Source organism: Synechococcus sp. Nb3U1 (genome assembly GCF_021533835.1).
Taxonomy (GTDB): Bacteria; Cyanobacteriota; Cyanobacteriia; order Thermostichales; family Thermostichaceae; genus Thermostichus.
The window spans coordinates 333,396-354,179 of record NZ_JAKFYQ010000002.1 but is presented as its reverse complement, the minus strand read 5'-3'; the positions used below and the strand labels follow the sequence as shown (position 1 = coordinate 354,179).

Below are 20,784 nucleotides of genomic sequence, written 5' to 3'. Positions count from 1 at the left end.
TCAACAGATGAAGATGAGAAGAGAGAGGATAGGATTCTTCTGATCAACTGGTCTGAGCAACGGTGTGGGGGCTTTTGAAAGTTTCTCTGGCTTCGGGTTTTTGGCAGGCTTGCATGGTTTTTACATGCTCCATTTCATCATCCCGGATGGCCACAAAAACATCATACAGAGTATTCATCTGGGGGCGACGCTCTGCCGGTACCTGAGCTGTTTGAAACTCGTCGAACATATACAGATCGCCATCCTGGTAATAGCGAATGGCCACGTCGGTTGCCGGTTGGGCTTTTAGCTCAGCTTCGTGGCTATTGAGAAAAGCATCGTAGCTCTTGTAGGCGTGTTGTTCCACCAATTCCATAAAGTGATAGGCAGCGCGAGGATGAACTAAGTAAATGAGGGTGATGATCCAGTAATAGACCAAGGCCGCATGACGGGAGAGAAACCGGTCGAACCAAACGTTGTTACCTCCCAACTCTTCCATGATCAACAGGTGATGCAGTTCATTCCAAGACTCGGCAAAATGTACCTTGAGCCAGTCTGCTTTGCGCCACCAGCCCAAAGTTTCGTAGAGGTGTAAGACCGAAAGATAGGAAAAATAAGGAACCCGAGCTACCGTCTCTAGCACATAAAACCTGGGATAGGGACGATTACGATAGAGAACGTTAATCACGAAGGCAAGGATGGCCACTAGCAAACGAATCATGGGAAAATCTCCTGTGACAAGCTGTAGTGAGATCTGCACTAGAATCTAAGACCTAGTCCTAAAAAGCTCTTAAAGACTCCTGGGCTGTTCTGAGGTTGGATTGGAGTTTAGATCTAGCTCAATCTCTAAAGTGTTCACTAAGTGTTCACTAAAATCCAATCTAGCTTGACTTCCAGAAACTGTGTCCCTGATTAAATGGGTCACCATGAACACTATTTCTGAAGAGTAGACATCATCAGACTTTGCTAGATTCTAAGGATTCTCTTAAGACTAGTTTCAAAGATCGAGAACATAAACTCTTGTGAAGATATGATTGCTAATCTTAAGATATTTGATTCAGAAGAAAAATTCTGAAATCCAGTTTGGGCAATCTATTGGGCTTGTCTCAATCCTGCTAATGTCTGGCAGTAGTGCGGGAGAATTTATCCCGAGGCTAGAATACAAAATTTGCTTAATTTAAGCAACATCTCCGTTGTGAAATTAATGGTGGATTTTCCTTTGCTAACTCTACAGCCCTCACAGTTAAAGCTGCGCCAGCCAGAATTTTTAAGCCTGAAGCTGGCTTACCCTTGGGAACTCAGCTTTTGGGTCGGTTGGGGGAGGATGAATGAGTCTCTGTTGCAGTCTGCCCTTTGGTGTGAGTCGGCTGGGATCCCGGCTTAGTGAGTACCAAAACTTTAGAATATGGACTTCTTGGTGAAGATACCTTGCGGGTGAATCCTGGGGCCTGAGTAGACTGGCCTTATGAACCCGTCCAATCCGCTTGCCATGACAGCCTTAACGCTTGATTTAACCCCATTGATGACCCTGACGCGGGAGGATTTCATCCGGCTCTGTGGAGCCAATCCTGAGCTGAAGCTAGAACGCACTGCCCAAGGAGAGTTGATCATCATGGCCCCAACTGGAGGTGAAACTGGCAACCTAAATTTTGAAATCAGCGGGGAACTCTATGTTTGGAACCGGCAGACTGGCCTTGGCAAGAGTTTTGATTCATCCACAGGGTTTTCCCTACCTCTTGGCAGCGACCGCTCTCCCGATTTGGCCTGGATCCCGATTGAAAAGTGGGAGGCTTTGAACCCAAATGTGCGGCAGGGATTTTTACCCCTATGTCCCGATTTTGTTTTGGAAATTTTGTCACCGACGGATTCTTGGATCCAAACTCAGGCCAAGATGCAGGAGTATATGGACAATGGCTGTCGGTTGGGGTGGTTGTTGGATCCGAAGGCGAAGCGAGCCATGATCTACTGTGCTGGCCAAGCGCCAAAGCTGCTCGAGGATCCGCAGACGCTCTCGGGAGAGGAGGTATTGCCCGGATTCATCTTGCCGATTCAAAAAATCTGGTCATCTTGAGGAGTTGTTAAGGGTTTGGTAAGAGCTGTTTTTGGGATGGGATCCCTGACAAGACAGGGAATAACCAGGGATCCGCCCGTCCACGGACTGCATCAGCTCGGTTCAGGTTTATGATGTGGTGGTTTTCTGAATCCCGCCCACTGAGTTGATCTCTCCATGTCTGAGCCTTATCCGCGCGATCTGGTTGGCTATGGCCGTACTCCGCCTCACCCCCATTGGCCCCATCAGGCGCGGGTCGCTGTGCAATTTGTGGTCAACTACGAAGAGGGCGGTGAGAACTGTATTCTGCACGGGGATCCGGCTTCTGAGGCGTTTTTATCGGAGATTGTCGGGGCGGTGCCGTTGTCGGGGGTGCGCCACATGAATATGGAATCGCTGTATGAGTACGGTAGTCGGGCCGGGTTTTGGCGGCTGCATCGGTTGTTTACTCAGCGTGGGATCCCGGTAACGGTGTTTGGGGTGGCCATGGCGTTGGCGCGTAACCCCGAAGCAGTGGCCGCTATGCAAGAGGCTGATTGGGAAATAGCCAGCCATGGTTATCGGTGGATTGACTATCAATATGTAGCCATTGAGGTGGAGCGAGAACACATTCACAGGGCAATTGAACTACACACTCAAGCCACAGGCTCCCGGCCGTTGGGGTTTTATCAGGGGCGTACTAGCCCCAACACCCGCCGCCTTGTGGTGGAAGCGGGAGGATTTCTCTACGATGCCGACAGCTATGCCGATGATTTGCCTTATTGGGTCACCGAATCCGGACAACCCCATTTGGTGATCCCATACACTCTCGATGTCAACGATATGCGTTTTGCTACAGCACAAGGATTCAATGCTGGGGATCAGTTCTATGCCCATTTGCGGGATACGTTTGACATGCTCTACCAGGAGGGGGAAACTGCACCGAAAATGATGAGTGTGGGCTTGCACTGTCGGTTGGTGGGGCGTCCCGGTCGGGCTTTGGCCTTGGCTAAGTTTTTGGATTATGTCCAAGCCCATAAGCAGGTTTGGCTCTGTCGGCGAGTGGATATTGCCCACCACTGGCGGAAGATCACTGGGCAGGGATCCCTCTGAGTACACTAGAAGTAACGACCTCCTTTTTCGGCTTTGACTACCTTGAGTTCCGCTGGAGTGCTGAGGCACAGGAGGGCATGGGTTATGAGCCATTTTCAGATCAAAATCCTGGTTTTGTGGAATGTCTTTTTGCTGGGGTTACTTTTTCACACCGACTTGGGCTTGATGCCGCTTTTTCATGGGTTGAATGTGGCCCATTCGGATCCCCATCAGGCAACGGCTGATGTGGGGTTAATCTTTTGGCTGATGTTGGCCTTCTTCGCCTTGCCATTGTGGCTGATGGTGTTCACAGCCTTTAATGATTCACTCCCATTCCGCAGAACCCATTTTGCGATGACTGTGCTGTATTCTGTGCTCAATTTTTTCCATCTGCTGGCGGATCTGATGGTCGTTCCGGTGGTTTGGTCCCAAATTGCCCTGATGCTGATGTTGTTCCTGTTCGGATTGGGTCTTAATTGGGTGGGCTTTCAATGGATGCGAGAAAAGCTGGGATCCCATCCTGAGGTTGTCGGTTCTGATCGGGTTTAGGGATCCCTGTTGGTTCTTCAGAAGCTGTGATCTACCGGATTTGAAAGCCCTAGGGGCAGCCTCCTCAGCATGGGTGGGATCAGATCTGACCCGCAATTTTGAAAACCGTATCTCTCACTACAGAAGTCTGATGACAGAATTGTATGCTGCATACAATAAGTTTTTGGAAGCGCATCCTGCTCGGGCGTTTCGGTTCAGCATTTTGCCCCAGTTTACCTTTTGCTCATCTACTGGAGTGTTCCATGAAAGCTTTGAAAAACTCTCGACTGAAGTTGGGTCGTCGTCCCTTGTTGCAAATGGCCACTGGGATGGGAGCTGTGTTGGCGGTGATGGCAACTCCCTTTTCCTATGCCAACCCCTCCGGTGGCACGATTCGCATTGGTATGACGGCCTCGGATATTCCCATCACTTCTGGTGCTCCCAACTCTGGGTTTGAAGGGGTGCGCTTTACAGGCATGACCCTCTACGATGCTTTGGTGACCTGGGATCTGTCGGTAACGGACAAGCCCGCGCCGTTGGTACCCCACTTGGCCACCTCTTGGTCGGTGGATCCGGAAAATCCCCGGGTTTGGATCTTTAATCTGCGGCAGGGGGTGAAGTTTCACGACGGCTCTGATTTCAATGCCGATGCAGTGGTGTTTAATTTCGAGAAGATTTTTGACGAATCTGCCCCCCATTACGATGCTCGTCAGGCGGCACAAGTGGTGGCTCGGATCCCAGCTTTCGAAAGCATTCGCAAAATCGACGATTACACCGTTGAAATCACCACCAAAACCCCCAACTCGCTACTGATCTACCAGTTGCCCTTCATGTTCTTCTCCAGCCCCGCCCACTGGGAAGCCCTGGGGAAAGATTGGGCTGCTTTTGAGGCGGATCCCTCGGGGACTGGCCCCTTTATGCTGGACAAATTGGTGCCTCGTGAACGGGCAGAATTGATCCCCAACCCCAACTACTGGGACGAAAATCGTCGTGCCCAGGCGGAACGCATTGTGTTGATCCCCATTCCGGAGGGCACCACCCGCTCCAATGCCTTGCTTTCGGGTCAGGTGGACTGGATCGAGGCTCCCCCCGCCGATACGCTGCCCATGTTGCAAAACCGGGGCTTTACGGTTACCAGCAATGGCTATCCGCATCTCTGGCCCTGGCAATTCAGCTTTTTAGAGGGATCCCCGTGGTTGGATGTGCGGGTGCGGCAGGCGGCCAACTTGGCGATCGACCGCGAAGCCATCCAGGCCCTGTTGGGAGGCAACATGGTGCCTGCCCGTGGCATTCTCCTGCCCGATGACCCTGCCTTTGGATCCCCGGCTTTTGAGGTGCGTTACGACCCAGAAGCCGCCAAAGCCCTGCTGGCCGAAGCGGGCTTTGGCCCTGACAACCCCGTGAAGGCCAAGGTGTTGATCTCTGCTTCGGGCTCTGGGCAGATGCAGCCCCTGACCATGAATGAGTTAATCCAGCAGCAGTTGGCGGCAGTCGGGATCCAGGTGGAGTACGAGGTGCTGATCTGGGAAACCCTGTTCAACAACTGGCGACAAGGGGCGGCGGATCCGGCCTCGTTGGGAGCCCATGCCACCAATATTACCTTTGCCACCCATGACCCCTTTGCGGCGATGGTGCGGTTTGTGGCCACCAGCAGCAAGCCTCCCGCTTCTTTGAACTGGGGCCACTACAGCAATCCAGAAGTGGATGCCCTAATCGAAAAGCTGCAAACCACTTTCGATGCGCAAGAGAACCTAGCAGTCTACCGACAACTGCACGAAACCTTGGTGGAGGATGCTCCTTTCCTGTTTGTCGGTCATGATGTTGGGCCACGGGCCATGCGCAAGGAGGTGCAGGGCTTTGCTCAGGCCAAGAGCTGGTTCCAGGATCTCACCCCCGTTTCTCTGAGTAACTAGAGGCTCAAGATATCTCAAAAATGTTCAATCCCAACTCTTTGGTATGGATTCTCTGTGCTAGAGGGTTAGGCCAACTCATCAGGAGGGATCCCGGTGGTTTCTTTTATTCTCAGACGAGTGGTCTATACCATTCCGATTGCCCTGGCGGTGGCGGCAGTTTGTTTCTCGTTGGTGCATTTGGCTCCCGGGGATCCCTTGTCGGCGATTATCCCTGCCGATGCCCCGGCGGAGGTGGTGGAGGCGATCACCCGCGCCTATGGCATGGATCGGCCCTTAATTCTGCAGTTTCTGAGCTGGATTGGGCGGGCGATTCGCGGGGATCTAGGCATTTCTGTCTCCAATGGTCGTTCTGTCACCTCCGAGATTGGCCTGGCCTTGGGTAATACCTTTGTGCTGGCGTTGGCGGGGGCCTTTCTCGGTTTCTTCTTCGGCACGCTGTTTGGTACCTTGGCGGCTTTTTTTCAGGGGCGTTGGATGGATAAGCTCTCCACCGCCTTGGCGGTGATCGGGGTATCGGTGCCCCACTACTGGCTGGGGCTGCTGCTGGTGGTGATTTTCTCGGTGCAGATGGATTGGCTGCCCTCGCTGGGGGCTGGATCCGGCGATCTCGGCACCAGGCTGCGCCACCTGGTTTTGCCTGCCATCACCATGAGCTTCATCCCGATGGGGATCATCACCCGCACGGTGCGATCCACCGTGGGTGAGATTTTAGGATCCGAGTTCGTCACGGCTCTACAGGCACGCGGGCTACGGGGCCTCTTAATTGCCAAGCATGTGGCCAAAAATGCTGCTCCGACGGTGTTGGCGGTGATGGGCCTACAGTTTGGCTATTTGCTAGGGGGCTCAATTTTGGTGGAAACGGTCTTTTCCTGGCCAGGAACGGGTTATCTCCTGAATACCGCCATCTTTCAGCGGGATATTCCTTTGTTGCAGGGCATTATTCTCACCCTGGCGATGTTTTTTGTGGTGCTCAACCTAGCGGTGGATGTGCTGCAAACCCTGTTGGATCCACGCATTAAGCGAGGTTAACCCATGAGCGAAGCAACAACCTCTGCGGTATCTACCGCGGCAGCCGAGGCGGGATCCCTTTCCGCTAAGTCCCGCGGCTACTGGGCCACCGTCTGGATGCGCCTGCGGCGGGATCCCCTCTCGGTGGTTTGTGCACTCACCCTGGCTTTTTTGATCTTGATGGCGGTATTTGCCCCCCTGCTCGCCCCCTACGACCCCGCCCAGGGATCCATGACGATTCGCCTTGCCCCAATTGGCGCAGATGGGCACCTGCTGGGCACCGATGAGCTGGGGCGGGATATTCTCAGCCGCCTCATGTATGGGGGGCGGGTCAGCTTGGTCATGGGCCTGACGCCGGTGCTGCTGGCTTTTATCATCGGCACTAGCTTGGGTATGGTGGCTGGCTTTTTTGGGGGCTTCATCAACAGCTTGATTATGCGCACCACCGATGTGTTTTTTGCTTTTCCGGCGGTGTTGCTGGCCATCGCCATCTCTGGGGCATTGGGCACTGGCCCGGTGAATGCCCTGATCGCTCTGACGTTGGTGTTTATCCCGCCGATTACCCGGGTGGCAGAAAGTGCCACGACCCGTGTGCGCCATCTGGATTTTGTCGATGCGGCGCGAGCTTCTGGGGCCGATGCCCTGACCATCATTCGGGTTCATGTACTGGGCAATGTCTTGGGGGTGGTGTTTATCTATGCCACTAGCTTGGTGTCAGTGTGCATGATTCTCTCAGCCGGCTTGAGCTTCTTGGGCATGGGGGTACGACCTCCCACCGCCGAATGGGGCTTAATGCTCAACACCTTGCGCCAGTCCATTTACATCCAGCCCTGGGTGACGGTCTTACCGGGGGTGATGATCTTCACCACCTCTCTCTGTTTTAATTTGCTCTCCGATGGCTTGCGCGGCGCAATGGATCTGAAGCGGTAAGGAGTAAAGCGATGACAGCTCTGTTGGAAATTGAAGGCTTAAAAAAATATTATCCGGTGGGTAAAACCCTGCGGGGCAAGCCAACCCAGGTGGTCAAGGCGGTAGAAAATGTCAGCTTTGCAGTGGAGCGTGGCAAAACCCTGGGCATTGTAGGGGAGTCGGGTTGCGGCAAATCCACCACGGCCCGGTTGTTGATGCACCTGATCCAACCGGATTCTGGACGGATTGCTATTGACGGTCAAGAATTTGGCGAGGGGCAGCGGCCTGTGAACGAGTTGCGGCGGCGGATGCAGATGGTCTTTCAAGACTCCTACGCCTCCTTGAACCCGCGCTTAACCATTGAAGACAGCATTGCCTTTGGCCCGCGTATCAATAGGGCCAGCGAAGATCAGTCCCGTCGCAAAGCCCGCGATCTTTTGGCTCGTGTCGGGTTGGATCCGGATAACTTCATTCGCCGCTACCCCCACGAACTGTCGGGTGGACAACGGCAACGGGTAAACATTGCCCGCGCCTTAGCAATTGAGCCGGAGATCGTGATTTTGGATGAGGCGGTCTCGGCGTTGGACAAATCGGTGCAGGCTCAGGTGTTGAATTTGTTGGCGGATTTGAAGGCGGAATTTCACCTCACCTACCTGTTCATCTCCCATGACCTAAATGTGGTGCAGTACGTCAGCGATGAGGTGCTGGTCATGTACTTGGGACAGGTGGTGGAATCTGGCCCAGTGGAGAAGCTCTACGCCTACCCCGCTCACCCCTACACCCGTGCTTTGTTGTCGGCTTTGCCCGCCCAACGCCCAAGCGAACGGAAAACCCATATCGTTCTGCAAGGGGATCCCCCCAACCCGATCTCGCCTCCCTCAGGTTGCCGGTTTCACCCCCGTTGTCCGGTGGCAGAAGCGGTGTGTGCTCAGGTGGACCCCCCCCTCTCGGATGTGGGATCCGGGCGATTTGTGGCGTGTCATATGCGGATCCCGGGATCCGGCTATTCCAATGTGCAGCCTCTGGAGGTGACGGTATGACCCGTGTTGCTAAGAATGTTATAGAGGTGTGGGATCTAAACGTCACCTTCAAGGGGGAGGAAGGCTCGATCTACGCCGTGACCGGGGTGAGTTTTGATCTGGCGGAAGGGGAAACCCTGGCTTTGTTGGGGGAGTCCGGCAGTGGCAAAAGCGTCACCCTCAAATCCTTGATGCGTCTGCATCCGGCTCACAAAACTACCCTTACCGGGCAGGTATGGGTGGCGGGGCAGGAGGTGCTGTCCATGGATGGGGCGGCCTTGGCACAGATGCGGGGCAAGCTGGTGTCGATGGTGTTTCAGGAGCCGATGCTGGCTTTTGATCCGGTGTTTACGATCGGGGATCAGATTGCCGAAGCGGTGATCCGCCATGAGGGGTGTAGCTACGGGGCGGCTCGGCAACAGGCTTTGGAAATGATGGAACGGGTTCGAATCCCTTCGGCTCGCAAACGGTTGGATGCCTATTCCCACGAAATGAGTGGGGGTATGCGGCAACGGGCCATGATCGCGCTAGCCCTCTCCTGCCGACCCAAGGTGTTGCTGGCGGATGAACCGACCACAGCTTTGGATGCCACGGTGCAAATTCAAGTGTTGCTGCTGCTGAAGGAATTGCAAAAAGAATTGGGCATGAGCATCGTCTTCGTCACTCACGATGTAGGAGTAGCCATTGAAGTGGCCAATAAAACGGCGGTGATGTACAGCGGGCGTATTATCGAACAAGGCCCGATTGATGAAGTATTGGCGGATCCCTGGCATCCCTATACGCAAGGGTTACTCTCGGCCACGGTCTATCCAGGCATGGATCGGCAGGAACGGTTGCTGGCCATTCCCGGATCCCCGCCCAGGCTGTATCGCCCAATTCGAGAATGTGCTTTTGCCCCCCGTTGTAGCTTTGCCACAGAAGTCTGCAAGCAACCCTTGCCACCTCCGATGGTGTCGGAAGGGCGGATGGTGAATTGTATTCGGGCTAAGGATCCGGCGGTGCTGACAGGGATCCGCTGAGTGGAGCCCTGCAAAGGGATCCCTTAGGATTGCCTTAGTAGCAGGAGTGGCCCCTCATGGTCGAGCAAGCAAGGTATGGATCCTGGCGATCCCCGATTACGCCCGATTGGATTGTGGCGGAATCCCTGCGTTTGGGCCAGGCCTGCTGGGATCAAGGGGATCTCTACTGGACGGAGGGCCGCCCCCAAGAAAAAGGGCCCAATGTGCTGATCCGGCGTTCTAGGGACGGGCTCCAAACCGAACTTACCCCGGATCCCTGGAACGTGCGCACCCGTGTGCATGAGTATGGGGGTGGAGCCTATTGGGTGTCGGAGGGAATTGTTTATTTTTGCCACTTTGCCGACCAGCGGCTCTACCGATTGATCCCAGGTTCGGAGCCCCTACCGCTGACAGAAGCAGCCCCCTACCGCTACGCAGATGGAGTAGTGGATCGGGTGCGCAGACGTATCCTCTGTGTGCGGGAGGATCACAGTTCAGGGGGAGAGCCGGTCAATTGTCTGGTGAGCATTGATTTGTCGAGTGGATCCCAGCAGATTTTGGCGGCGGGACATGACTTTTACGCCAACCCTCGCCTTAGCCCAGACGGTCAGGTTCTGGTGTGGCTGACTTGGGAGCATCCGCAGATGCCCTGGGATGGGACAGAACTTTGGCAGGCAGAAGTGGCCCCAGATGGGAGATTAAGGGATCCCCAAAAAATAGCTGGTGGCCCCACGGAATCGATTTTTCAACCCCAATGGTCACCGGAGGGCATGCTTCACTTTATTTCGGATCGCTCCGGTTGGTGGAATTTCTACCGCTGGGATCCCGCCCTTGCGGATCCGATTCAAGCCCTTTACCCCCTGGAAGCGGAGTTTGGCGAACCCCAGTGGGTATTTGGCCTGAGCACCTACGGGTTTTGTGGGGATGGGCGGATCCTAGCCTGCTACGAGCGGGAGGGGATATCTCACCTGGCTTATCTGGATCCCGATTCTGGGCGGTTGGAAGGGATCCCTTGTGGGCGCCCACCCTATACCCAGATCAGGGGTTTGCAGGTGAGTGGGGAGCAAGCGGTGTTCCTGGCCGGATCCCCGACAGAATCGGTAGCATTGGTCTGTTTAGAGTTGGATTCTGGACAGTTACAGGTGCTGGCCCGCTCCAACAGATTGGAGGTGGATCCCGGCTATGTGTCCATCCCACAGGCAATCACCTTTCCCACCGGGGCAGAGCAGGTGGCCTATGGGTTCTTCTACCCCCCCAAGAATCAGGATTTTGTCGCTCCGGCTGGGGAAAAACCGCCCCTCCTGGTGAAAAGTCATGGGGGGCCGACGGGGGCTACCTCGGCGGTGCTGAACCTAGGGATCCAATACTGGACAAGCCGGGGCATAGCCGTTTTGGATGTAAATTATCGAGGCAGTACAGGCTATGGACGGGCTTATCGGGATGCGCTGAAAGGAAAATGGGGCCTCGTGGATGTGGAGGATTGCATCTGTGGGGCAAAATTCTTGGCGGATCAGGGCCAAGTGGATGGGGAACGGCTGATGATCAGCGGTGGCAGCGCCGGGGGCTACACAACGCTGGCTGCTCTGACTTTTCATGAAGTCTTCAAGGCGGGTGCTAGCTATTATGGCGTCAGCGACCTAGAAGCTTTGGCCCAAGATACCCACAAGTTTGAATCTCGCTATTTGGATAACTTGATCGGCCCCTACCCGGAGCGACGGGATCTTTATCAAGCCCGTTCTCCCATTCATCATTTGGAGCGTCTCTGTTGCCCGGTGATTTTCTTTCAGGGGCTGGAAGATGCCATTGTGCCCCCCAACCAAGCAGAAGCTATGGTCGCCGCCCTCAAAACTAAGGGACTGCCGGTGGCCTATGTCCCTTTTGAGGGAGAGCAACATGGTTTCCGGCAGGCGGCCAATATCAAACGAGCCCTGGAAGCAGAGCTTTACTTCTATGCCCAAGTGTTCGGGTTTCTGCTAGCAGACGCTATCGAGCCAGTCTTGATCCACAACTTGAGCACCTCGGTTTGATCACCTATCCAATCAAATATCAAATAAGGGATCCCACCCCATGAGTGACCAATCCACTTTCCCTCCCAAAACGCTATTCTCTTCCTCCTCTGTGCCCGAGCAGGGGGGCGGCTGGCCAGTGGTGGGCTACTGGGTGGAGAGCCTCCTGTCACCCCAAGGGATCCCGCTGGCCGAAAAGCTTTTTCATGAGCACGCCTGCAAATCCTGTGCCTGGGGAACAAAAGGCTTTCGGGATGAGTTGGGCCACCCGCTGCAACGCTGCGCCAAGGGAGTAGAGGCAGAACGGGGTGACCTACAAGCCGGGATCCACCAAGACTTTTTTCGAGAACACACTCTGGTGGAGCTGGCCCAGCTCACCTCCTACCAAGCCGAACGGTTGGGCCGCCTCAGCCAACCACTGATCCATCGTCAGGGCAGCCAGCACTACGAGCCGCTCTCTTGGGCAGAGGTGTATGACCTGATCACAAGCTCTCTGGCCGCTCATCCCCCGGAACAGGCGGGATCCTACAGCTCCGGTCGGGGTAGCAACGAGGCCGCTTTTGCCCTGCAACTGTTCATGCGCCAATGGGGATCCCCCCATTTGGCCGATTGTTCCGATCTCTGTCATGTGCCTTCTACCCGCGGATTGGGGCGGATGTTCGGCACCGGTACCAGCCAGGTGGAACTGGCGGATCTGAAGCATTGTCAGTGCTTTGTCTTGGCCGGATCCCATGCGGCAGCCAATCACCCCCGCCTGATGAACGAGCTGATTGCCTTGCGGCAGCGGGGTGGGGTGGTGATCGTCCTCAACCCGGTTCAGGAAGTGGGGTTGCTGCGCTTTGCCACCCCGGCTCAGGTGGGATCCCTGTTGTTGGGTTCCGAGATCGCCTCGTTGTATCTACAACCTCATCCCGGATCGGATGCAGCCGTTTTTCTGGGCATACAGAAGTGGCTGATCGAGCAAGACCGGGTGGATCGCGCCTTCTTGGCTACCCATACTCTTGATCATGAGGCGGTTCTGGAGGCGGTTCAACAGACCGCGTGGGAAGGGATCCTCAGCGCCTGTGGCCTCACCTACGCCGAGATTGCCGCCGCCGCGCAAGCCATTGCCGACCATGCTGGACGTACTATTTTCGCTTGGGCCATGGGGATCACCCAGCAAGCCAATGGCGTGGAGAACGTCTTTGCCATCGCCAATACTGCTTTGATGACCGGCAGTGCCGGGAAACCAGGCTGTGGTGTGATGCCGATTCGAGGCCACAGCAATGTGCAGGGTTTTGGCTCGATGGGGGTATCTAGCCATCTGCGAGAAGCCATACGTATTGGTTTAGAAAGCTTGGTGGGTCGACCTCTGGAGCGGATGGTGGGCTATAGTGCCCGTCACCTGATGCGCGCCTGTGGGGCTGGCCAGATTCACACCCTGCTGTGCTTGGGGGGGAATTTCTACGGGGCCAACCCTGATTTGCAAGCCTCCCGACAGGCCCTTGCACAGGTGGATACGATCGTCTACCTAGCCACCAAACCCAATATCGGCCACTTTCAGGGGTTAGCAGCCCGTCAAACGCTGCTTCTGCCGGTGCTGGCGCGAGGGGAAGAATCCTTTGCCACCACTGTCGAGTCAGGGAACAATTTCGTCCGCCTGAACCAACCGGGCAAAACCCATTTGGATCGCAGCAAGGTGGTGAGCGAGTTCCAATTCATCTGCACCCTGGCCCAACAGCTGTTGGGAGAAAGCCCCGTTCCCTGGAGCCGCATGGGGGATCCCGACTACCTTCGCCAGGTGATCGCCCGCGTCATTCCTGGCTATGGAGCCATTGCCACCATCGCTCAAACTCGGCAAGACTTCACCATTCAGGGCCGTATTGTCCACAATGCCACCTGGCCCACCTCCAGTGGCAAAGCCCAGATGTTTCCTGTGCCTCTACCACAGTTGGATCCGCCAACCCATGCGGCGGTCGGGTTGGATCCCAGCCAAGGGGGGTATCCCTTCATCCTGATCACCGCCCGTGCCTATGGCCAGCACAACACCGTCGTTTACAAAGAGGCGGATCCCTATCGAGGTATGCCCCACCGCCACTGCGTGATGATGAACCCCGAAGATGTAGCTAGAACTGGCCTCCAGGCGCACCAACGGGTCACCGTCCGAGGAGTCGCGGGGTATCTGGAAAACATCGAGATCCTTCTTGGCCCGATCAAACCCGGCTCGGTGCTGATGTTCTACCCTGAGGCCAACCACCTGATCCGCCCCTGCGAGGATCCCCAGTCGGATATTCCCGCGTTTAAGCGATCCCCGGTTGTGCTCATCCCCTGATATCGTGAGCCGGTCAGGATCTCTATCCAATCTCCATCAACCAGCTAGTGGCTGTGAGCCAGCAAGTTGGGGTGGAAAGGCTTTGAAACTTCTTGAAACGGGATCCCCATATGGGTCAACCAATCCCGCAGCGGGTCATCGGCCAATGCCAGCACCTGTCCTTCCGGAGAAATTTGCGCCGGGCGATGCCAGTTGCCCAGTTGATGGAGAACCTGGCCCATTTGCATCACATTCTCAGGCTGAATCAAAAGTACGAGCTCCGCTTGAGCCTTGACGCGAATTTGCCGCTGCGCATCGGCATAGAGCAGATCCCCATCCTGGAGGTGGGTACCACGGGGCAGCATCAACTGAATTTCCGTACCCCAATTGCTCACCAGTCGTTGCCGCGAGCGCTGCCGATCCTGCCAAGTGAGGGTAACCACCTCAAGGCTGAGCGGGATCCCTCCCGAAGTCTCATCCAGCAGTTGCAACACCGTGATGACCGAGGGAGCCTCGGCTTCGGTTGCGGGGGGGTGGGGATCTTCCGCCATCAAAGGGCCTCCAGATATTGGCTGAGGTCTTCCCGCAGACGAGACAGTTCCACCTCCGTAGACAGGCGTAGTAATGGGGTTTTCAAAGTCACCAATACTTTGGCGGCATGGGGGCTAGACCAGATGTTCGGGTTGCAGAACACCTCCAAGTTCAGATCTTCGGCACGATGGCAAAACTCCACGGGGGGTTGTGGCTGTCGCTGAGTATTTCCTGAATTGATCTTGAGGCGCTCTAAAATAGTCTGTAGTGCCTCCTGCAACTCCAAGGAAGCCTTAGGGGAAAGAGAAAAGCTGGCTGACCCAGTTGCGAAGTTGAGGACAAACTGAGGAGAATGAGTAGTCATGGAGGCCCGTGCAACGGGAGGGCAGCATTGGATAACAACAGTATCTTACGTCAGCTCTTGCTGATGGGTGTGGGCACAACCACCCTGGTGGCAGAGCAGCTGAAGAAGGCCGCTGACGATCTGGTGCAGAAGGGGCAGCTCAACCCGGAGGAGGCATCCAATGTGATCAACAGCCTGCTCAACCAGGTGAAGTCGGAACAGGGCAACATGGAATCTTACATTCAACGGCAGGTGCGAAACGTCCTGCAAGATTTGGGGGTACCCCGCCAATCGGAAATGGACGAGCTGCGGGGGCGGTTGGATCGGCTGGAGCGGCAGGTGCGCAATTTGGAAAATCAGGTTTACCGTAAATGAGCCTTCCGGGTTCAAGGTTGAGGTTCATCCACATGCCAAGCGAAGTTTTAACCCTCACTGGCCGAGGGATCCCCTTGTTGGGCAACGACATCGATACGGATCGAATTATTCCAGCCCGCTTTTTGAAATGCGTCACCTTTGATGGCTTGGGCCAGCACGTATTCGAGGACGACCGCGCCCAACGGCAAGGGCAGCACCCCTTCGATCAAGCTCAGTATCAAGGGGCCGAGATTTTGGTGGTGAATGCCAACTTTGGCTGTGGTTCCAGCCGGGAACACGCGCCACAGGCGATCGCAAAATGGGGGATCCGCGCCCTCATCGGAGAAAGTTTTGCCGAGATTTTCTTTGGCAACTGTCTGGCGATGGGGATCCCTTGTATGACTGTCAGCCCGGAGGTGGCCCAAACCCTGCAAGGGGCGATCGCCGCCAACCCACAGCTTCAGATCAGCCTTGATCTGCCCAACAAGCAGGTGTGCTGGGAGGGCAGCAGGGCTGTGGTGGAAATCCCGGAGGGAGCCTGGCAGATGCTGGTGCAGGGCACTTGGGATGCCACAGGGCAATTGCTGGCGGCCCAGGCGCAAATTCAGCAGGTGGCGGCCTCTTTACCCTATGTGCGTTGGCAGCAAGCCAGTTGATAGCCCTTGAAAACCGTAGCCGATACCCATACTTGGCTGGGCACCGCTGACCCCGAGTTCCTGGATCTGGCCATTGCAGAAGTGGAGGCCGCCGATCCCGAGGCTGCGGTTCAGAGGCTTGTAGAAGCACCGGGGCTCTTGTGGGTGTGCAGTCAGCGCTCTTTTGCCGCCCTCGCCCAGGATTGGCAGGTTGTACCTCCCATTTTCCTGCGCCACATCTGCCCCATTCACCAAGAGTGGCTGCTGTCAGGGGGATCCCTGGGGAAATTGAGCCTCAGCCCAGATATTTTGGGGGGGATCGACCCAGGCCTGAGCTTTTCGGTACAAACCCGCCTGTTCGGGGAGCTGAATTTCAAGCCTTTTCAGGTAAACCAAGCTCTAGCGGAACAGGTGATCTCAGCTACCGGTGCTCCCCTAGAGGTTAAGGATCCCCAGCAGATTCTCTCGGTGGTGATCCTGGCTTTGGCAGATGGGATCCGGGTGTACCTAGGGCTCTCTAGAGCTTTACAAAACCTCTCCAATTGGGCGGGTGGGATCCATCGTTTTCGGCGGGATCCGGGGCAGATTAGCCGGGCAGAGTTTAAGCTGCTGGAGGCGATTCAGGTGTTTCAGGTGCCCCTACAACCGGGGGGTCGAGCTTTGGATCTGGGGGCGGCCCCAGGAGGATGGACGCAGGTATTGCGGCAGCATGGCCAAGAGGTTACGGCGGTGGATCCGGCGGAGTTGGATGGACGCTTAGCCCAGGATCCGGGGATTCATCATCGTCGCCTCAGCGCCCAAGCTTACCTAGCCAGTCGCCCCGGCCAGTTTCACCTAATCCTCAACGATATGCGCATGGATGGCCGCGATTCCGCTCGCTTGATGACAGGGTTTGCCCCCCACCTGGAACCTGCGGGCGCTGGGGTGATGACCCTGAAGCTACCAGGTCACCGCCGCCTACAGGTTCTCCAACAAACCCTCAGCATTCTGCAGGGCACTTTCCCCGTCGTGAAAGCCCGACAACTCTTTCACAACCGCAGCGAGGTGACTTTATATTTGCAACCTCTGCAAAAAGCAGACTGACACGCACCTCCACAGCTCTAGGGATCCCCACTACGGATTCCCCCCCCTCTTAATCCTTAATCGGCAGTTTCCACCACCTGAATCTCGCGGCGAAGCACCATCTGGCGAATGGAATCGAGTAGCTGTGCCTCTTCGGGAGAGACTTTGCCATCGGCTCGGATCGCCGTCACGATTTGATCCATTTCCATACGGGTGAGCTTTTTATCTTCCAAAGCTCGATCCACCAGCTCTTGCAGTTGCGGGAACTCCATCTTGCGGCTGCTCCTCTGTGACTTCACTTAGGCTAAACGCCCCGGCCAGGATCCGGCTCAAGTGCAAGATTCTCTTCAGGTATTCTTAAAAGAGAGAGGAAGTTCGAGAGAGGACATTATGGCTGGCCCGGATCCCAGTAGTATCGAGGCCGCTCCGGCGGAGCACGACTGTGCCACTCTTTGCAGAGATGGGTGTGTCCTGGGTGAGGCTTGTCCCCACCGGGAGGCGGCTCGTCAGGCGGTGGCCTTTGTCATGAGCACCGACTGGGATACGTTGATGAATATTGCCGAAGCCAAAAACTTACCCCCAGAAGAATCGGATCCCCTCAAGGTTTTGGATAACTATTTCCCCGGCTCCTAAGCCTGAATGGGATCCCATCACCCGTGGCACAGGGATCCCAGCCAAGAACCAAGGGGTTTTGGGCCATACTGGATGCAGTGGGATCCCTGGATGCTATGGTTCTGCCCTGGATCATCGTTGGATTGGTTTTAATTGCAGCTGAATTGTTTTTGCCGGAGTTGGTGGCTGGGTCTGTGGGCTTGGCAGCTCTCCTGGCAGGGCTTTTGGCTTATCTGGGCTTACCGATCTGGGTACAGTTTTCCGCCTGGATTGGCATGTCGATTGTGTTTGTCATCCTCAGCCGCCGCTTGGTACCCCATGGGTCGGCCCAGCTAGAGGAATCTCGGGAAGCGCGGGCGGTAACGGCTATTCCTGCTGGCGAGCGGGGCCGGGTATCTTACCTAGGATCCACCTGGAATGCCAAATGCAGCATCCCTACCCTAGAAATTCAACCCGGCCAAGATCTGTACGTGGTGGAGCGGCAGGGCAATACCTTGATCGTGATGCCCGCGAAGATGCTAAATTCTTGAAGTTCCAGCCTGGCTTTAAGAACTTTAAGGAGAGGTATTTCAGATCAATTTCAGATCACAAGCTAGGGTTGATACTCCTCACAACGACTCATTTGCTGCCTGCTTAGGATGAACCTATGGCTTTCTAGAGGTTCATCTTGTTTTTTAGAAAGCCTGACCCCAATCGGAAACTTTCCCTCAATCAATCCTGAGCAAACTGATGACATTCTCTCTGCTTGAAGGCTTTGCTTCTGCCCTCATGGGTGGTCTGTTTTTGACTATTGCCGCCCAACCGGGATTCGCTCAGTTTACTGGGGATCCTGTACAACAGGTTTCTCAGTCCACGGGCACTAGTATTACTTGGCCCCAAGGAACTCAAATGACTTTGGTGGATGCGGCGGGGGATCGGGTGGGCTATGAGGTTTTGCAAAGTCAGGTGGAGCAAATTTCTCCCAATCAAGCTTTGTTGAAACTCACCGTGCGCATCAACAATGGCAAATCTTTTCCGGTTAATTTTTGGAATGATTCCTTTCGGCTGCGTTTGGGAACTGATACCTTGGCCCCCAGTAATTTCCTGAATGAAGTGGTAGAGGGCAACAGTACACAGGTGGGAACGGTTGAATTCAGGCTTCCCAATCGCCCCGTCACTGGATTCCTGGTGTTTATCGCCAACGATACAGAAGACCAATTGTCCATCAATCTGGGTTCCTCTTCTGTTTTGCAAGCAACACCTGCCCCAACGGTTGTTGTCTCTCCCCCTTCTGGACTTCGTGCCACCTTGCCCCAAGGAGGTCAGATCACGCTGGTGGATGCGGCGGGGGATCGGGTGGGCTATGAGGTTTTGCAAAGTCAGGTGGAGCAAATTTCTCCCAATCAAGCTTTGTTGAAACTCACCGTGCGCATCAACAATGGCAAATCTTTTCCGGTTAATTTTTGGAATGATTCCTTTCGACTGAGTTGGGGCGGCAATACCCTGACTCCAAGCAATGTCTTGAATGAGGTGGTGCAAGGCAACAGTACGCAAACAGGCGAAATTACCTTCACCATTCCCAATGCTGTGGGATCGGGATCCCTTGGGTTCAACCTCAACGGGGTTCAGGATCAGCTGCCTCTACAGGTGCGTTAACCAGCTCATCGGCGGGGATCCCTCTAGGTGAAAGATTCTCCCTCACTCCCCCCTGCCCAAGTGGGATCCCTCGGCCTAGGTGTGCATCAACGGCGGGAATCTGTCATAATCGCAATCGCAAGAGTCAAGCCGGGATGTAGCGCAGCTTGGTAGCGCATCTGCTTTGGGAGCAGAGGGCCGCAGGTTCAAATCCTGTCATCCCGATCACAAGCCCGATCACAAGATGTTCTCGAACTCAGTTAGGGGTACGTCAGCGCCTGCCCAAGTTCTTTAATTCCTTTACGGTTGCCAGTTTCGTCGAGCGCTACTGGGCTAGCTCCCATCCCAAGCATTCCTGCATCACCTGTCCCAAGAGGTACAGGGATCCACACAGCACCGCCGGAAGTTGGTTGTCTGAGCTCTGGGCTTGTGAAAGTTGTGACCAGAAGGCCGCCAGATTGGGTAGGGCTTGCACCTGGCTGAGGTGGGGTTGTAGGTCTTGGGCCAGTTGGGCCAGTTGCTCGGGATCCATCCCAGAGTGGGAGGCAATCGGCAGGGTAAACAGGCGATCCCCCGCTCGGAGCAAGGTACTTAAAATGCCGGAGATATCCTTGGTGCTCAAAATGCCGATATACCAGGTGAGGGGGCCAGGGTAGTGCTCATCCAAGAAGCGGCGCAGAGCTTGGGCAGCAGGCAGGTTGTGAGCCCCATCCATCAGCAACCTCTGGGATCCGATCTGGACAGCCTGTAACCGCCCCGGCCAACGGGTGAGGGCAAAGCCTTTTTCTATCGCGGCATCGGGGATCGACCAGCCCTGCTGGCGCAAGTTCTGCAAAATGCCCAACGCCACCGACCCATTGGTCAGTTGCACATCTCCTGTCAAGGGCAGGTAGAGAGAGAGCCCTTGCCAGCTCACCGTCTGGGATCCCGACCAGCATAAAGGCTCCACCACATGAACAGGGATCTGCAGCTGCTCAGCCCTAGCTTGGATCACGGCCATCACCTCTGGGGTTTGCGGCGCACACACCAACGGGATCCCTGGCTTGAGAATGCCCGCCTTTTCAGAGGCAATTTGGGGCAGGCTGTTGCCCAAGCGTTGCCAATGATCCCAGCCGATGGAGGTAATCGCCGTCATCACCGGGTCGATCCCGGCGTTGGTGGCATCCAGCCGTCCCCCCAGCCCTACCTCCAGCACCACAACCTCTACTGCTTGCTGGCGAAAGTACAACCAGGCCGCTGCTGTGACCACCTCAAACTGAGTTGGGGAAGGCTCGTCGGGGAGATAGGTCTGTAATGTGTCTCGCACCTGGGCCAACACCTGGCTCCAATTGCTGGCCGAGATATACTCCCCGCTCAGCCAAATGCGCTCCCGCCAGTCCACTAAATGGGGGGAGATGTAGCGCCCCACCCGATAGCCCGCTGCCCAGAGGACATGGCTAACCCAGGCACAGACGGATCCCTTGCCATTGGTTCCGGCCACATGGATGGCTGGGATCCCGGCCTGGGGTTGTCCCAAGCGTTGCAACAAAACCTGCATCCGCTCCAGGCTGAGATCCACTCCAAAGTGGCCGAGTGACTCTAGAAAACTCGGCCAATCCCAATCCGGCCTGCCAGCCTCAGCACTTGCAGGGATCCCACTCTGGGTCGGTGCGAGAATGCGGATCAGCGGCAGTTGAGATCCTCCCTGCTCTTCAGGGCTAGGATTTTTTGTTTCACAGGGATGACTCATGTCGTTTGCCCCCCCAAGAGTTCACCAGGACTTGTCCAGCTCTTGAATGGATCCCTCTGTGCAACACGACTGGAACTGCTGCATTTCGATTTGTCTCATGTCCGCACTCTGGACATTGATGTACCCGCACTGA

22 protein-coding genes and 1 tRNA gene are annotated in these 20,784 nt (G+C 55.6%); 18 read left to right on the top strand and 5 right to left on the bottom strand.

What is annotated here, in order from left to right; translation table 11 throughout:
- Positions 1-43: 43 nt before the first annotated feature.
- Positions 44-700 (bottom strand): alternative oxidase, encoded by a 657-nt coding sequence (locus tag L1047_RS12130; protein ID WP_235279233.1) that lies wholly within the window; start codon positions 698-700, stop codon positions 44-46.
- Between the two features lie 483 nt (positions 701-1,183).
- On the opposite strand from L1047_RS12130, the gene L1047_RS12125 reads away from it, so the two are divergent.
- The 11 genes from L1047_RS12125 (at position 1,184) to L1047_RS12075 (ending at position 13,792) form a co-directional block, all read left to right on the top strand.
- Positions 1,184-1,363: a hypothetical protein gene (locus L1047_RS12125; RefSeq protein WP_235279232.1), complete on the top strand. Its 180-nt coding sequence runs from the start codon at positions 1,184-1,186 to the stop codon at positions 1,361-1,363.
- 105 nt (positions 1,364-1,468) lie between these two features.
- Positions 1,469-2,050: a Uma2 family endonuclease gene (locus L1047_RS12120; RefSeq protein ID WP_235279666.1), complete on the top strand. Its 582-nt coding sequence runs from the start codon at positions 1,469-1,471 to the stop codon at positions 2,048-2,050.
- 156 nt (positions 2,051-2,206) lie between these two features.
- A complete protein-coding gene (puuE, locus tag L1047_RS12115) occupies positions 2,207-3,121 on the top strand; it encodes an allantoinase PuuE (RefSeq protein ID WP_235279231.1) in 915 nt (304 codons plus the stop codon).
- 84 nt (positions 3,122-3,205) lie between these two features.
- A complete protein-coding gene (locus L1047_RS12110) occupies positions 3,206-3,649 on the top strand; it encodes a hypothetical protein (RefSeq protein ID WP_235279230.1) in 444 nt (147 codons plus the stop codon).
- 242 nt (positions 3,650-3,891) lie between these two features.
- Positions 3,892-5,541, top strand: a complete 1,650-nt coding sequence (locus tag L1047_RS12105; RefSeq protein WP_235279229.1) for an ABC transporter substrate-binding protein — start codon at positions 3,892-3,894, stop codon at positions 5,539-5,541.
- Between the two features lie 93 nt (positions 5,542-5,634).
- Positions 5,635-6,570 (top strand): ABC transporter permease, encoded by a 936-nt coding sequence (locus L1047_RS12100; protein WP_235279228.1) that lies wholly within the window; start codon positions 5,635-5,637, stop codon positions 6,568-6,570.
- Between the two features lie 3 nt (positions 6,571-6,573).
- Positions 6,574-7,479, top strand: a complete 906-nt coding sequence (locus L1047_RS12095) for an ABC transporter permease (RefSeq protein ID WP_235279227.1) — start codon at positions 6,574-6,576, stop codon at positions 7,477-7,479.
- Between the two features lie 11 nt (positions 7,480-7,490).
- Positions 7,491-8,498, top strand: coding sequence for an ABC transporter ATP-binding protein (locus tag L1047_RS12090; protein WP_235279226.1), 1,008 nt, complete (start codon positions 7,491-7,493; stop codon positions 8,496-8,498).
- On the top strand, positions 8,495-9,496 hold the full coding sequence (locus L1047_RS12085; protein WP_235279225.1) for an ABC transporter ATP-binding protein: 1,002 nt from the start codon (positions 8,495-8,497) through the stop codon (positions 9,494-9,496). The genes L1047_RS12090 and L1047_RS12085 overlap by 4 nt, the downstream gene beginning before the upstream one ends.
- A gap of 56 nt (positions 9,497-9,552) precedes the next feature.
- Positions 9,553-11,502 carry a dipeptidyl-peptidase 5 gene (locus L1047_RS12080; protein WP_235279224.1) on the top strand — a complete coding sequence of 650 codons (1,950 nt, stop codon included), beginning with the start codon at positions 9,553-9,555 and terminating at the stop codon, positions 11,500-11,502.
- A 40-nt stretch (positions 11,503-11,542) separates the two neighbouring features.
- Positions 11,543-13,792, top strand: a complete 2,250-nt coding sequence (locus L1047_RS12075) for an FdhF/YdeP family oxidoreductase (RefSeq protein WP_235279223.1) — start codon at positions 11,543-11,545, stop codon at positions 13,790-13,792.
- Between the two features lie 44 nt (positions 13,793-13,836).
- On the opposite strand, the gene L1047_RS12070 is transcribed toward L1047_RS12075, so the two are convergent.
- Positions 13,837-14,322 carry an urease accessory protein UreE gene (locus L1047_RS12070; protein WP_235279222.1) on the bottom strand — a complete coding sequence of 162 codons (486 nt, stop codon included), beginning with the start codon at positions 14,320-14,322 and terminating at the stop codon, positions 13,837-13,839.
- Positions 14,322-14,666 carry a hypothetical protein gene (locus L1047_RS12065; protein ID WP_235279221.1) on the bottom strand — a complete coding sequence of 115 codons (345 nt, stop codon included), beginning with the start codon at positions 14,664-14,666 and terminating at the stop codon, positions 14,322-14,324. Before L1047_RS12065 ends, L1047_RS12070 begins: the two co-directional genes overlap by 1 nt.
- Before the next feature lie 27 nt (positions 14,667-14,693).
- Here L1047_RS12065 and L1047_RS12060 point away from each other — a divergent pair, with 27 nt between their 5' ends.
- The 3 genes from L1047_RS12060 to L1047_RS12050 are packed head-to-tail and all read left to right on the top strand — an operon-like array spanning position 14,694 to position 16,717.
- Entirely contained in the window at positions 14,694-15,020 is a 327-nt protein-coding gene (locus L1047_RS12060) for a phasin family protein (protein WP_235279220.1), read from the top strand.
- Positions 15,021-15,052: 32 nt separating this feature from the next.
- On the top strand, positions 15,053-15,655 hold the full coding sequence (gene leuD / locus L1047_RS12055; RefSeq protein ID WP_235279219.1) for a 3-isopropylmalate dehydratase small subunit: 603 nt from the start codon (positions 15,053-15,055) through the stop codon (positions 15,653-15,655).
- A 6-nt stretch (positions 15,656-15,661) separates the two neighbouring features.
- Positions 15,662-16,717, top strand: coding sequence for an SAM-dependent methyltransferase (locus tag L1047_RS12050; RefSeq protein WP_235279218.1), 1,056 nt, complete (start codon positions 15,662-15,664; stop codon positions 16,715-16,717).
- 56 nt (positions 16,718-16,773) lie between these two features.
- On the opposite strand, the gene L1047_RS12045 is transcribed toward L1047_RS12050, so the two are convergent.
- On the bottom strand, positions 16,774-16,968 hold the full coding sequence (locus L1047_RS12045; RefSeq protein WP_235279217.1) for a hypothetical protein: 195 nt from the start codon (positions 16,966-16,968) through the stop codon (positions 16,774-16,776).
- 118 nt (positions 16,969-17,086) lie between these two features.
- Here L1047_RS12045 and L1047_RS12040 point away from each other — a divergent pair, with 118 nt between their 5' ends.
- The 4 genes from L1047_RS12040 (at position 17,087) to L1047_RS12025 (ending at position 19,147) form a co-directional block, all read left to right on the top strand.
- Positions 17,087-17,329: a hypothetical protein gene (locus L1047_RS12040; RefSeq protein WP_235279216.1), complete on the top strand. Its 243-nt coding sequence runs from the start codon at positions 17,087-17,089 to the stop codon at positions 17,327-17,329.
- A 23-nt stretch (positions 17,330-17,352) separates the two neighbouring features.
- Positions 17,353-17,838, top strand: a complete 486-nt coding sequence (locus L1047_RS12035; RefSeq protein ID WP_235279215.1) for an NfeD family protein — start codon at positions 17,353-17,355, stop codon at positions 17,836-17,838.
- A gap of 199 nt (positions 17,839-18,037) precedes the next feature.
- Positions 18,038-18,943 (top strand): hypothetical protein, encoded by a 906-nt coding sequence (locus L1047_RS12030; RefSeq protein WP_235279214.1) that lies wholly within the window; start codon positions 18,038-18,040, stop codon positions 18,941-18,943.
- Positions 18,944-19,073: 130 nt separating this feature from the next.
- Positions 19,074-19,147: transfer RNA gene (locus tag L1047_RS12025), tRNA-Pro, on the top strand.
- Between the two features lie 100 nt (positions 19,148-19,247).
- On the opposite strand, the gene L1047_RS12020 is transcribed toward L1047_RS12025, so the two are convergent.
- Complete coding sequence (locus L1047_RS12020; RefSeq protein ID WP_235279213.1) at positions 19,248-20,651, bottom strand: bifunctional folylpolyglutamate synthase/dihydrofolate synthase; 1,404 nt, start codon at positions 20,649-20,651, stop codon at positions 19,248-19,250.
- Positions 20,652-20,784: the final 133 nt, after the last annotated feature.

Excerpts from the sequence above, each read along its gene's own strand:
- L1047_RS12130 (WP_235279233.1), bottom strand. The coding sequence starts at position 700 with ATGATTCGTTTGCTAGTGGCCATCCTTGCCTTCGTGATTAACGTTCTC.
- L1047_RS12125 (WP_235279232.1), top strand. The coding sequence starts at position 1,184 with ATGGTGGATTTTCCTTTGCTAACTCTACAGCCCTCACAGTTAAAGCTG.
- L1047_RS12120 (WP_235279666.1), top strand. The coding sequence starts at position 1,469 with ATGACAGCCTTAACGCTTGATTTAACCCCATTGATGACCCTGACGCGG.
- puuE (WP_235279231.1), top strand. The coding sequence starts at position 2,207 with ATGTCTGAGCCTTATCCGCGCGATCTGGTTGGCTATGGCCGTACTCCG.
- L1047_RS12110 (WP_235279230.1), top strand. The coding sequence starts at position 3,206 with ATGAGCCATTTTCAGATCAAAATCCTGGTTTTGTGGAATGTCTTTTTG.
- L1047_RS12105 (WP_235279229.1), top strand. The coding sequence starts at position 3,892 with ATGAAAGCTTTGAAAAACTCTCGACTGAAGTTGGGTCGTCGTCCCTTG.
- L1047_RS12095 (WP_235279227.1), top strand. The coding sequence starts at position 6,574 with ATGAGCGAAGCAACAACCTCTGCGGTATCTACCGCGGCAGCCGAGGCG.
- L1047_RS12090 (WP_235279226.1), top strand. The coding sequence starts at position 7,491 with ATGACAGCTCTGTTGGAAATTGAAGGCTTAAAAAAATATTATCCGGTG.
- L1047_RS12085 (WP_235279225.1), top strand. The coding sequence starts at position 8,495 with ATGACCCGTGTTGCTAAGAATGTTATAGAGGTGTGGGATCTAAACGTC.
- L1047_RS12080 (WP_235279224.1), top strand. The coding sequence starts at position 9,553 with ATGGTCGAGCAAGCAAGGTATGGATCCTGGCGATCCCCGATTACGCCC.
- L1047_RS12075 (WP_235279223.1), top strand. The coding sequence starts at position 11,543 with ATGAGTGACCAATCCACTTTCCCTCCCAAAACGCTATTCTCTTCCTCC.
- L1047_RS12070 (WP_235279222.1), bottom strand. The coding sequence starts at position 14,322 with ATGGCGGAAGATCCCCACCCCCCCGCAACCGAAGCCGAGGCTCCCTCG.
- L1047_RS12065 (WP_235279221.1), bottom strand. The coding sequence starts at position 14,666 with ATGACTACTCATTCTCCTCAGTTTGTCCTCAACTTCGCAACTGGGTCA.
- leuD (WP_235279219.1), top strand. The coding sequence starts at position 15,053 with ATGCCAAGCGAAGTTTTAACCCTCACTGGCCGAGGGATCCCCTTGTTG.
- L1047_RS12045 (WP_235279217.1), bottom strand. The coding sequence starts at position 16,968 with ATGGAGTTCCCGCAACTGCAAGAGCTGGTGGATCGAGCTTTGGAAGAT.
- L1047_RS12040 (WP_235279216.1), top strand. The coding sequence starts at position 17,087 with ATGGCTGGCCCGGATCCCAGTAGTATCGAGGCCGCTCCGGCGGAGCAC.
- L1047_RS12030 (WP_235279214.1), top strand. The coding sequence starts at position 18,038 with ATGACATTCTCTCTGCTTGAAGGCTTTGCTTCTGCCCTCATGGGTGGT.
- L1047_RS12020 (WP_235279213.1), bottom strand. The coding sequence starts at position 20,651 with ATGAGTCATCCCTGTGAAACAAAAAATCCTAGCCCTGAAGAGCAGGGA.